General features: G+C 60.8%; 10 protein-coding genes. All 10 read right to left on the bottom strand.

Annotation, left to right across the window (positions count from 1 at the left end):
* Positions 1–14 precede the first annotated feature (14 nt).
* Genes pseC through rfbF form a run of 10 tightly spaced genes read right to left on the bottom strand, consistent with a single transcriptional unit; the run spans position 15 to position 11451 of the window.
* A complete protein-coding gene (gene pseC, locus HU754_RS09145) occupies positions 15–1172 on the bottom strand; it encodes a UDP-4-amino-4,6-dideoxy-N-acetyl-beta-L-altrosamine transaminase (RefSeq protein ID WP_186624414.1) in 1158 nt (385 codons plus the stop codon).
* A complete protein-coding gene (gene pseB / locus HU754_RS09140; protein ID WP_093439643.1) occupies positions 1169–2170 on the bottom strand; it encodes a UDP-N-acetylglucosamine 4,6-dehydratase (inverting) in 1002 nt (333 codons plus the stop codon). Before pseB ends, pseC begins: the two co-directional genes overlap by 4 nt.
* A gap of 23 nt (positions 2171–2193) precedes the next feature.
* A complete protein-coding gene (locus HU754_RS09135; RefSeq protein ID WP_186624415.1) occupies positions 2194–5109 on the bottom strand; it encodes a TIGR00180 family glycosyltransferase in 2916 nt (971 codons plus the stop codon).
* Positions 5110–5163: 54 nt separating this feature from the next.
* Positions 5164–5901, bottom strand: a complete 738-nt coding sequence (locus tag HU754_RS09130; RefSeq protein ID WP_093439633.1) for a cephalosporin hydroxylase family protein — start codon at positions 5899–5901, stop codon at positions 5164–5166.
* Positions 5902–5918: 17 nt separating this feature from the next.
* Positions 5919–6989 (bottom strand): class I SAM-dependent methyltransferase, encoded by a 1071-nt coding sequence (locus HU754_RS09125; protein WP_093439628.1) that lies wholly within the window; start codon positions 6987–6989, stop codon positions 5919–5921.
* The gene (locus HU754_RS09120; protein ID WP_186624416.1) at positions 6986–7837 is read right to left on the bottom strand and encodes an NAD-dependent epimerase/dehydratase family protein; all 852 of its coding nucleotides are present in this window, start codon (positions 7835–7837) and stop codon (positions 6986–6988) included. The genes HU754_RS09125 and HU754_RS09120 overlap by 4 nt, the downstream gene beginning before the upstream one ends.
* Positions 7834–9060, bottom strand: a complete 1227-nt coding sequence (locus tag HU754_RS09115; RefSeq protein WP_186624417.1) for a class I SAM-dependent methyltransferase — start codon at positions 9058–9060, stop codon at positions 7834–7836. Before HU754_RS09115 ends, HU754_RS09120 begins: the two co-directional genes overlap by 4 nt.
* Positions 9057–9617, bottom strand: a complete 561-nt coding sequence (locus tag HU754_RS09110; RefSeq protein ID WP_186624418.1) for a dTDP-4-dehydrorhamnose 3,5-epimerase family protein — start codon at positions 9615–9617, stop codon at positions 9057–9059. The genes HU754_RS09115 and HU754_RS09110 overlap by 4 nt, the downstream gene beginning before the upstream one ends.
* The gene (gene rfbG / locus HU754_RS09105) at positions 9614–10696 is read right to left on the bottom strand and encodes a CDP-glucose 4,6-dehydratase (RefSeq protein ID WP_095050161.1); all 1083 of its coding nucleotides are present in this window, start codon (positions 10694–10696) and stop codon (positions 9614–9616) included. The genes HU754_RS09110 and rfbG overlap by 4 nt, the downstream gene beginning before the upstream one ends.
* A complete protein-coding gene (gene rfbF / locus HU754_RS09100) occupies positions 10678–11451 on the bottom strand; it encodes a glucose-1-phosphate cytidylyltransferase (protein WP_186624419.1) in 774 nt (257 codons plus the stop codon). Before rfbF ends, rfbG begins: the two co-directional genes overlap by 19 nt.
* Positions 11452–12252: the final 801 nt, after the last annotated feature.

Genomic DNA, 12252 nt, shown 5'->3' with positions numbered 1-12252 from the left:
TGCCTCAGCGGCAATTATTCGGTCAGCCGACGCAATTGCTCGACCACGTAATCCTGTTGCGCATCGCTCAACAGCGGAAACAGCGGCAGGCTGATCGCCTCGGCGTAATAACGCTCGGCCTCGGGGAAATCGCCCTCGGCGAAACCCAGGTCGCGATAGTACGGCTGCAGGTGCACAGGAATGTAGTGCAGATTCACGCCAACACCGGCAGCACGCAAGTCTTCAAACACCTGACGATGACTGAGGCCGATGCGGTCGGTCTGCAGCCGAATCACATACAGGTGCCAAGCCGATTCCGCCTCAGGCTGAGGGCTGGGCAACGTAACCGGCAGGTACGCCAGCAGGCGAGCGTAACGCGCGGCCAGCTCGCGGCGCCGGGCGATGAAGTCGTCGAGTTTGCTCAGTTGCGACAAACCCAGCGCGGCTTGCAGATCGGTGATGCGGTAATTGAAACCCAGCTCGATCTGCTGGTAGTACCACGGGCCGTGGCTCGGTTCGCTCATCTGCTGCGCATCGCGGGTCATGCCGTGGCTGCGCAAACGCTGCAGGCGCTCGGCCAGTTGCGGCCGATTGGTCAGCACCATGCCGCCCTCGGCGCTGGTGATGATTTTCACCGGATGAAAGCTGAACACCGTCATCGCTGCGAACTCACCGCAGCCGACCGGCCGCCCGGCGTAGGACGCACCGACCGCGTGAGACGCATCTTCGATCACGGTGAAGTTGTAGCGCTCGGCCAGTTCGGCAATCTTGCGCATGTCGCAGCTCTGCCCGGAAAACGCCACAGCCACCAGCACCTTCGGCAAAGTGCCGTCCTGCTCGGCCTGATCGAGTTTCGCTTCGAGAGCGAACGCATCAAGGTTCCAGGTCAGCGGATCAATGTCGACGAAATCAACCTCGGCACCGCAATACCGTCCACAGTTGGCCGAGGCAAGAAAGGTGTTTGGCGTTGTCCACAAACGATCACCCGGCCCCAGGCCTGCGGCCAGACAGGCAATGTGCAGCGCCGCTGTGGCGTTGCACACCGCGACGGCGAAGTCAGCCTGGCAACGCTCGGCCATTGCCTGCTCGAAACGCTCGATGCTCGGCCCTTGGGTCAGCCAGTCCGACTGCAGCACTTGGACGACGGCATCGATGTCTGCCTGATCGAGGCTCTGCCGACCGTAGGGAATCATGCCGAGAGCTTCGCGTGCAGATCAGCGATCTGCCCGACCGAAAGGAAATGCGGATTGGTGTCGGAGCGGTACTCGAAATCCTCGCTCACGGCACGCCCCTGCTCGCCGAGTTTGTCGACGGCAAAATCAACATCGACGCTGGTAAAGCGAATCGACGGCTGGATGGTGTAGTGATCCGCAAACTCCAGGGTCATCCGCGCATCGTCCAGCGGCACCATCAATTCATGGAGCTTCTCGCCGGGACGAATGCCGACGTTCTTGTGCGGCAGGTGTTCAGCCATGCCGCGCGCCAGATCGACAATGCGGATCGATGGAATCTTCGGCACAAACACTTCACCGCCGTGCATCCGCGCAAAGCTGTCGAGGACGAATTGCACGCCGTGGTCGAGGGTGATCCAGAACCGCGTCATGCGCTCGTCAGTGATCGGCAGTTCCTGTGCGCCATCGGCGATCAGTTTGCTGAAGAACGGCACCACCGAACCACGGGAACCGGCCACGTTGCCGTAGCGCACCACGGCAAACCGCGTTTCCTGCTCGCCGGCAATATTGTTGGCAGCGACGAACAATTTGTCCGAGAGCAACTTGGTCGCGCCGTACAGGTTGATCGGGCTGGCGGCTTTGTCGGTGGACAGCGCGACAACTTTTTTCACCCCGTTGTCGATGGCGGCGGCAATGATGTTTTCCGCGCCATTGACGTTGGTGCGGATGCATTCGGTGGGGTTGTATTCCGCCGCCGGCACTTGCTTCAACGCCGCGGCATGCACCACGTAATCGATGCCGCGCATGGCCTGACGCAGACGATCGGCGTCGCGCACGTCACCAATGAAATAACGCATGCACGGCGCGTTGAACGTCTGCTGCATTTCGTACTGCTTCAACTCGTCACGGGAAAACACCACCACGCGCTTGGGCTGGTATTGCTCGAGCAGGCGCGTGATGAATTTGCGCCCGAACGAACCTGTGCCGCCGGAGATGAAAATCGATTTACCGTTGAACATATGCTGATTCCTGTCCGGCGCGCTTAAGCGAGCAACTGTGCCCAGTTGACCGAGGCATTTTCACCCAGGGTGAAACCTTTGCCGCTCAGCGCCAGGTTGGCGTTGTAAGCCGGATCCTGCGCGAAGACGGCGCTCCATTTCTCACGCAGTGCCGCCAGTGCTTCTGGCGCCTGCGGCAACTCGCCGGTATGCAGCACCTGCACCAACGGCGTCCACACGGTGAGGTAGCCGGCCTGACTCGCCTTGAGGCACAGATCGACATCGGCATAACCCTCGACGAACGTCACTTCATCCAGCCCGCCAAGCGCGTTGAACAGCTCTTTGCGCACCATCAGGCAGACCTTCGACACGGCCGAGTAATTCTGCTCGACGGCCAAGCGATGCATGTAGCCGTCTGCTGCGTGACTTTCGCCGATGAAGGCCGAACCCACGCCGTCGTTCAGGCCAAGAATCAAGCCGGCCTGGGCCACCTTGCCGTCACGGTCGACCAATTTCGCACCGACGATGCCCACTTCCGGACGCTGGGCGTGGTTGAGCAGCGAATCGATCCAGTTCGGGTTGACGACTTCACTGTCTGCGGCCAACAGCACCAGATACTCACCTTGAGCCTGCTCGCTGGCGGCGTTGTACAGCGCGACTTCGCTCAGCGGCTGATCGGCTCGCAACACATTGACTTTGGCGTGGCGCAGCGTGCCCAGCCAGTCGTTGACCGCTGCCGACTGATTGGCGTTTGCCGCCAGCAACACTTCATAACGACTGTAACGGGTTCTGAGCAGCACGCCTTCCAGGCAGCGGCGCAGCACTGGCAGATCATCGATGACCGGCACAATGATCGAAACCAGCGGCTGTTCCGTGTGACGGTAATCGATTTGCCAGGTGCCCGGCGCCGTCGACGTGACCTTGGCCTTGTAGCCGCGATTGCCCAGATGACGCAGCAACGCCTGACGTTCGTGGGCGTTTTCTTCAAGCTCTGCCGCCTGAGTGATCAGCAACGGCTCGTCGAGATGCGCCAGACCGTCGAGGCCACCCTGCTCGATGATGCGCAACAGCAGGTCGAATTCCAGCGCTTTGCTGAAGTCAGCCTGATATCCGCCGGCTTCAAGCAACACTTCGCGGCGGATCAACCAATGGCGCGCCATCAGTGCCGGCACGCTTTGCAGCAGATCCAGGTTGAAACCCGGACGGAACACGTCAACCAGCGCGCCATTGTCCTTGCGCTGGATTTCATCGGTGGCCACCGCACGCACACCTTCGGCCGACATCAGCTCCAGACTGGCGCGCAACAGGCCGCTGGCGGTGAACTGGTCACCCGCCTCACCCAGCAGCAACCAATCGCTTGGCGACTGCTGAGCGCTCTGGTTGAGCTTGTCGACAAAGTTGCTTTGGGTGACACGAACAAAGTGCAGGGTGTTTTGTGCCGTCGTCGCCGCCGGTGCTTCGCCGGTGGTGAACACGACAATCCTGAACGCTTTGCAGTGACCTTCCAGCAGGCTGTCGAGCGACACCTGCAACTTGTCGATGTCGTTGTCCAGATCGAGCAGGAAAATGCCGAATTGCGGGCCACCGCCCTCAGTCGCCAGATGTTGGCCTATCGACTCGAGTTGTTCGATCGCCGGCGCGCGAGCCGCCAGCCACTGCAACAGGCGACCGGACTTCATTTTGCCGAACACTGGCTGATGATCTTCGACCAATAGCGCTTCGAGACGGGCGATCCACTCGCGCATGGCTTGCGCAGCGCTTTCGTCGCCGACGATGTCCAGTTGGGTCGCCAGACGTTTGACCACGGTCAGGTTGAACGCATTCAGATCATGGGCCTGCCATAACCGGTCAACCACACTTTCCGCCGTGTCGTTATTGCGCGCCTGCAACAGGTGCGCTTGCCGGGCCCACACGCCTTCCAGTCCTTCCAGTTGCATGCGACCGGCCGGCAGGGTGTGCAACATGAATTCGAACTGCTCCAGACGCTCAAAGAATGCCTGGTTGTAGAACGGCATTTCAACGTACTGCAGCGGGCCAAAACGACGATCCGGCGCCTTCAGTTCCTGGTTCCAGGTCGATTCGATAATCAGCTCGGCAGTCAGCGCCCGCCCGGACTTCAGGCTGTCGGCCATTGCCTCGAAACTCTCCAGGGCAAAGGCCTTGGCCTGCCCTGCATCCAGCCCTTCGATAGCGGTAGGCAACGAGACGAGAAACTCGGCAAACGCCTCTCGTTCGGCGACCGATTTGGCGTCGACGTAGGTCAGCGAGTGATACACATCGGTATTGTGCTCGGAGACACCGTAGTTGATCTCGCGCACCACGTACGGAATCGGCAGGATGCGGGCCTTGGCACTGGCCAGCAGGTAGTAGACGTGGCCGATTTCCTGCCACTGGAAATTGGTCCCCGGCGGCAACGCCGAGTGCCAGTTTTTCATCAGATCAGTACGGGTCACCGCGTAGAACGGCGGGATGTACTGGTTCATGTAATCGAGGACGCGCTCTTGCGCCCGCTCGGACGCATAGTCTTCCTGGACTTTCTTGTCGCGGCGGTAGTAGTTCACGCCATGAGCCAATGACAGGTACATCAGGCAATAGCCGTGGCACATCCCGTAATCAGGGTTGGCATGCAGGAAACCGACGGACTCTGCCAGCGAATCATGCAGGATGAAATCGTCGTCGGCCGCCAGCACCATGTATGGCGTGGTCAGTTTCTCCACGCCATACGCCAGTTTGGCCTGCATGCCCCAGTAGGCGAACTGCGGCACATGGTGGTAATCGACGGCGTCAAAGTCGCCTTCAGGTCGTTCGAGTGTCGAATCGAGCACCATGATTCTGCAGGGCAAGCTGCTGTAATACTTCACCGCCCGGCGCAAAAACGCCGGCCGATTGTGAGTAATCAGGACGACGGTCAATAGCTCTTCGAGCGGTACCGCCAGTTCAGAACTGTACTTGCCTTGCATAACTTCTCTCCACAACCGGCGACTCGCCGAAACAACGCTTGGTGATGTTGCGAATTAACGGACGCGACGCAGATAGCCGTCCGGCGCCACGGTGATCAACAGCTTGTTCTGCAACTGCTGGTCGATCTCGAAATCCTGGTTCTCTTCCAGGTATTTCCACACGGCGGTTTTCGGGTTGTCGCCCGGGCCCCACGGACGATCCGGGAAGAAATCGGCCGGCATGTCTTCAACCACGGTGTCCATGACCACGCAGTAGCTGTCGACCGACACCAGCGGTGCGTACAGACGCAGCTCTTCCAGTACGTGATCGTGGGTGTGGTTGGAGTCCAGAACCAGAATGACTTTCTTGCCTTTGGCCGCCGCCTGCACCTGGGCAGCAATGCCGGCGTCGATGCTCGAGCCTTCGATCATCTTGATGCGCTTGGCCATCGGGTGGCTTTCGATCGCTTCGCGGTTGTGCGGGCGAATGTCGAGGTCGATGCCCAGCACTTCGCCGTGGCCCTGCAGCTCCAGCAACGAGGCGTAGTAGATAATCGAACCGCCGTGAGCGATGCCGCACTCGATGACCAGATCCGGTTTGACCTGCCAGATGATCTCCTGCATCGCCATCATGTCTTGTGGCAACTGGATGATCGGACGGCCCATCCACGAGAAGTGGTAGCTGTATTTGTGCTTGGCCGATTCGTTGAAGAAATCGCGGGCCAGGCCGGTCAGTTTCTGGTCGTCACCCTGCTGGGCAATCTGTTCCCGGCACTCGGCTTCGAAGGCTTGGTTGATGCTGTTGTCGGTCATTTTAATAATCTCAAGGGTCACTGAAACGAAGCGCTGTCGACGGCGTGATAGACGTAGCGTCCACCGGTCATCCGCTTGATCTCTTCGAGGTAATTGGAATTCATCACAAACAGGTTGGCGCCCTCGGGCAGCGCGTCCATGGCCTCTTGCGGCGAGGACACCCGCGCGCCGCTCAACGGCAGATAACGCCCCTGTTTGGCCGGGTTGATATCCACCACACGATCCACCGCCACACCGGCACGTTGCAGGAACAGCGAATAAATCACGCCTTTGGACGAAGCGCCCCAGATCGCCGAACCCTGCTCGGGGGCGGACTGAATGATCTGCACGGCGCGATCGAGGCTGGCGGTGAAGCCGTCAGGCAGGCTCAGGCGCGGCACCGGTTGATCCGGAGTCAGGCGCAAGGTCGACAGGTCGGCGACGATGTACAGGTATTGGCCACCGAACAGGTGACCGGCCTCGTGCACAGTGCCGAACATCCGGCGCAGGTCATCGAGACGGAAATAATTGACGTGTTCGTAGAACAGGTCGAACCAGGCTTTGTGCTCAAGGATCCAGTCAAAGCACGGCACTTCGATGTAGATCTGTCCGCCCTGATTGGCGTTGGCCATTTCCGCGAGGAAACTGACCGGATCCTGAATGTGCTCCAGCACATGGCGCAGGACGATGGCGTCCGCTGCCAGACCCAGGCCCCGTGTGAAAGGTGCCTTGATCACGTCGGCATTCTCGCCTTCGTACGCCGGATCAATGCCGGTGATCGAATAGCCGAGGCCCTTGAGCAATTCCAGGAAATAGCCTTTGCCACAGCCGACTTCGATCAGCTCCTGGCCTTTGAAGTGCTTGGCGATGATGCCTTCGACGTCACTCAAGTGCTTCTGGAACTGGCCGGAATGCGCCTGCTCGTTCTGATAATCGGCGTCGTAGCTGAGCTTGTCGGCGTCGAACGCCGCGTTGAAGATCAGACCGCTGCGCTCGTCCTGCACCAACAGCATGTCGGCACTGGCCGAGGCCTGCGCCGACGCGGGATCGGCAAAGGTGCGATTCTGCAGCACCGGCAGGTCGGTGACCCGGTACAACTCGTGCCTCATTGCGGCTCTCCCAATAACTGTTGCAAGCGCTCGGTCACCGCCCAGAACGCCAAGGGCTCGTGGGTCGGATACGGGTAGTGGCCGAGGTTCAGATTCAGTGTCGCGCCACGTTCGCGCAGGCGCTGTTCAACCAATGAACGCACCGACACCGGTTGGCCGCTGGCGCAATTGATCACGCCGTCGAAGTCGTGTCGTTGCAGGATCGCGGCGAGGTAACCGGCAGCGTTTTCAATCGGCAGAAAATCACGCAGCTGCTCACCGGACGACATGTTGAACGACGCCTCACCGGTATCGATCGCCCGGTCCAGTGCCGCCAACAGGCTGTTGTGGTTCTGCCCTTCGCCATGCAGATAGAACAAGCGCGCCCACTGCAACGTGAACGGCAGTTCCTGCTGCAGGTTTTGCAAAAACAGGTGCAGCGTATGCTTGGCCAGACCGTAAGGATTGCTCGGCTGCGGCGCGGAGCTTTCGCTGAGCGGACCGCTTTGCATGCCGTATTCGAAACAGGTGCCGGTGACCAGCACCTGCTGCACGCCCGCCTCGACCGCGCTTTTGATAAAGCGGTAATCGGCCATCAGGTTGTGCTCGAAATGGAACAGCGCCCGATAGTTCGGCAAGCCCGGCCAGGCCAGATGCGCCAGCGCATCGATACCAGCGGTCAACGCAGCGAAATCGAGATCGGCGGCGTGAATATCCGCGCTCACAAACTCGACGTCGTTGATCCACGGCATGCCTTGCGCGATTTCTGCGTTGCGCGCCACGGCGCGGATCTCGCAGCCACGGGCCAGCAACGCCGCAACCAGATGGCGGCCGACAAAACCGGTAGCGCCGGTAACCAGTACCTTCACAGCACTTTCAACTCGGGCACGGCGATCACAAAGCGGCCGTCCCACTGACGCACTTGCGCCAGTTGCTGACTGACTTCGTGCAGCAGGTTCCACGGCAGCACCAACACGTAATCCGGTTGCTCGATAGCGATCTGCGCGGGCGCAACGATCGGAATGCGACTGCCCGGCAGAAATTTGCCCTGCTTGTGCGGGTTGGCATCAGCCACCCAGGCGAGCAGGTCCGGTTTGACCCCGGCGTAGTTGAGCAAGGTGTTGCCCTTGGCCGCCGCGCCGTAACCGACTACCCGCTTGCCGTCGGCCTTGGCCTGCAACAGAAAGCGCAGCAAGTCATGCTTGATGCGTTCAGCGGCAGGCGCGAGGGTTGCGTAGTACTCGACGGTTTTTACCCCGGCCTCCAACTCGGCTTGCAGCTGTTGTTGCACCGCTGGTTGAACCGCGCGGCGCTCACCGTCCTTGCGCTGGACGAACACCCGCAGCGATCCGCCATGGGTGCTCAGTTGGCTGACGTCGAAGACTTCCAGACCATTGCGCTCGCACAGGGACTGCACGGCGGTCAGCGACAGGTACGAATAGTGTTCGTGATACAGCGTGTCGAACTGCGCGCCAGCCATCAGCGTCAGCAGTTGCGGGAATTCGAAGGTGGCGACGCCGGTCGGCTTGAGCAGCGTCGCGAAGCCACCGAGGAAATCGTTGATGTCCGGCACATGGGCGAGCACGTTGTTGGCCGCCATCAGGTCAGCGCCCCAACCTTCGCTTTTCAGTTGCGCAGCAGTGTCGCAACCGAAGAACAGTTCGCGGATCTCCAGGCCCTTTTCGCGTGCCGCTTGTGCAGTGCTGCGCGTCGGTTCAACGCCCAGGCAGGCAATGCCGCGAGCGGCGACGTATTGCAGCAGGTAACCGTCGTTGGCGGCGACTTCAACCACACGGCTGTCGGCGGTCAGGCCGAAACGCTCAACCATCTCGGCGACATAGCGCTCGGCATGGGCCAGCCAGGTGCTGGAGAACGAACTGAAATAGGCGTACTCGGCGTCGAACAGGCTATCAGCGCGGGTGTAATCCTCGGTCTGCACCAGCCAGCATTGCTGACACACCGCGACCTTCAGCGGCACCCATTGCTCGGCCTGCTCCAGGCGATCAGCGTGGACGTAGGCGTTGGACGGTGGCGAGGTGCCGAGGTCGATCAGCGGCAGGCTCAGCGGTGCGGCGCACCCACGGCAGTTCATAGACGCACTCCAGCAAAGTGTTGATCGAGCGCGGGATGGCTGGAATCACGCGCTGACAAATTATTGACAGGCAACGGCCAGGCAATCGCCAGCCGTGGATCATTCACCGACAGCCCGCCCTCGTGCTCCGGCGCGTAATCGGCGCTGTGCAGGTAAAGCAGTTCGGCGTCTTCGGTGAGGGTCTGGAAACCATGGGCGAACCCGGCCGGAATCAACAGACTGCGGCCGTCGCCAGCCTTCAGATGCTCGGCGTGCCAGTGCAGAAAAGTCACGGAGTCAGGGCGCAGATCCACCGCCACGTCCCACACTTCACCGCGCAGGCAAGTGATCAGTTTGGCTTCCGGGGCATTGGCATTCTGATAATGCAGACCACGCACACTGCCCTTCTCACGAGTGCAGGAATGGTTGATCTGACGGATATGGAACTCACTGCCGAACGCACTCAGGCTGCCTTCGCAGAACAGCCGGGCAAAGTGTCCGCGCTGATCTTCGAAACGTTTGTGCTGGACGCTGAACAGTCCGGCCAGCGGCAATGCCTTCAGGGAGAATTCGCTCACAACGCGCCTCGGTACAGGTTCAGTTGGCCGAGAGTGACGTTGCGCATGTCATCGCCGTTCTGCCACGCCAGATGCCAGTCGAGGGTCTGGGCCAGACATTGCTGCAAGGTCCAGCGCGGATGCCAGCCAAGTACTTGGCGTGCGCGGCTGCTGTCCAGACGCAGCAGGCCGGCCTCGTGCAGTTCGCTTTTTTCGATGCGCAAACCGCACGCCTGCGGCCAGCGGCTGGCGAGCAATTCGACCACTTCGCCGACACTGCACATGTCCGCTTCACCCGGGCCGAAATTCCACGCCCCGGCGTATTCCGGGCCTTGCTCGTAGAGACCGGCGGCCAGTTGCAGGTAACCGGCCAGCGGCTCCAGCGCGTGCTGCCACGGGCGCACGGCTTGCGGATAACGCAGGGTCACCGGTTCGTCGGCGCTCCACGCTTTGAGCACGTCGGGAATCAGGCGCTCAGGGGCAAAATCGCCGCCGCCCAGGACGTTGCCAGCGCGCGCGGTGGCCAGGGCCAGACCGTGCTCGGCGTACTTGTCCGCCGGGAAAAACGACGCGGCATACGACTGTGCGAGCAATTCACAGCAGGCCTTGCTGCTGCTGTAAGGATCGTGGCCACCAAGGGCTTCGTCTTCGCGGTACGGCCACAGCCATTCCTTGTTGGCGTAGACCTTGTCAGTGGTCACCAGCACGCAGGCGCGCACGCAACCGACCTGACGAATCGCTTCGAGCAGGTTCAGCGTGCCCATGACGTTACTGGAGTACGTGCCGAGCGGATCGCGATAGCCTTCGCGCACCAACGGCTGAGCCGCCAGGTGCAGAACGATCTCAGGCTCGGTGTCGGCGATGATTTCCAGCAAGGCACCGAGATCCCGCAGATCACCGCGCTGATCGTTGATGCCCTCATGCACCCGCGCCAGTTCGAACAAGCTCGGCTCAGTCGACGGATCCAGGGAAAAGCCGCTGACTTGCGCGCCGAGGCTTTGCAGCCACAGGGTCAGCCAGCTGCCTTTGAAACCGGTGTGTCCGGTGACGAGGACGCGTTTGCCGCGCCAGAAATCCGCACTCAGGCCCATTGCTTCCATGGGGCCTCCCCGCTCTGCCACAACGCTTCGAGATGGTTCTTGTCGCGCAGGGTGTCCATCGGGTGCCAGAAACCTTCGTGCTCGAAGGCTTTCAACTGTTCGTCCGCGGCCAGACGTGCCAGCGGTTCGGCTTCCCAGGTGGTGGCGTCATCGGCGATGTACGGCAGCACTTTCGGCGAGAGCACGAAGAAGCCGCCATTGATCCAGCCACCGTCACCGCGAGGTTTTTCGGTGAAGCCCAGCACTTGATCGCCCTGACGCTCAAGCGCGCCGTAGCGGCCCGGCGGTTGCACGGCAGTGACGGTCGCGAGACGACCGTGGGCTTTGTGGAAATCCACGAGTTGAGCAATGTTGATATCGGAAACGCCGTCGCCGTAAGTGAAGCAGAACGCCTCTTCATCCTTGAGGTAACGGCCGGCACGCAGCAGACGACCACCGGTCATGGTTTCCTCACCGGTGTCGATGAGCGTGACGCTCCACGGCTCGCTGTAATTCTGGTGCACGTCCATGCGGTTTTCACGCATGTTGAAGGTGACGTCAGAGGTGTGCAGGAAGTAGTTGGCGAAGAAGTCCTTGATCGCATAGCCCTTGTAGCCGAGGCAGATCACGAAGTCGTGAATTCCGTGGGCGGAATACTGCTTCATGATGTGCCAGAGAATTGGCTTGCCGCCGATCTCGATCATTGGCTTGGGCTTGAGGTGCGACTCTTCACTGATGCGCGTGCCGAGGCCACCCGCCAAAATAACTGCCTTCATCGTCTCCCCTCTTGTTCTTCACCGGGCTGCGCATGGCTTTGTTGAGCGCTGCGGGCCGTCTGGCTAAACCTTTTGCCGCTCCGGGCGCCGCTGGAGTGACCGCGAGCGCTCGTTTTATGGCGATTTACAGGGGACTTGCAGGAAACGCGCCAGCTCCACAAGCCCCCTCACCCTAACCCTCTCCCAAAGGGAGAGGGGACTGACCGAGGTGTTTGGGAGAGCTACGCCGACGTGAAAGACCGAGTCGAGCTCAGATTCTGAAACAGATCAAAAGCCCCTCACCCTAACCCTCTCCCAAAGGGAGAGGGGACTGACCGTGGTGTTTGCGTGAGATACGCCGACGTGAAATACCGAGTCGAGCTCAGGTTTTGAAAGGCCCACAAATCGGCTCCCTCTCCCTCGGGAGAGGGCTGGGCGGGCGGCGTTCCGATGAGGGGAAAACCCACCACAAATCCAAAGCCGACCACGCCCCGCTCCTCACCACTCAACAGGATGAGCGTTAGCTCGGCTGCAGCTCTTGATCTGTAGGGCGACGTCGGAAGGCTGAGTGGAGGGATTGATCCGGGCGTGGGAGCGCAGCGACCGTTTGGCGCAGCCAAACACAGCGAGAGGAGGTGCAGCGAAGCAAACCGTAGGCGCTGCGCCCGGATCGATCCCGCAGCGAAGGAACCCCGAGCCCCAGCGAGCGGGCCGTACGCAGGAGCAAGCGTTTTTGGTTACTTTTTAGGCGTTTGTAAAAAGTGACCCGCCGTAAGGGCGGAACCCTAATCAGCAACCCCCGCAGCAACGGATACACCTCCA

It is taken from the genome of Pseudomonas zeae, assembly GCF_014268485.2.
GTDB classification, from domain to species: Bacteria; Pseudomonadota; Gammaproteobacteria; order Pseudomonadales; family Pseudomonadaceae; genus Aquipseudomonas; species Aquipseudomonas neuropathica.
The sequence above is the reverse complement of the archived record's forward strand: the minus strand, read 5'-3'. Positions and strand labels throughout refer to the sequence as shown.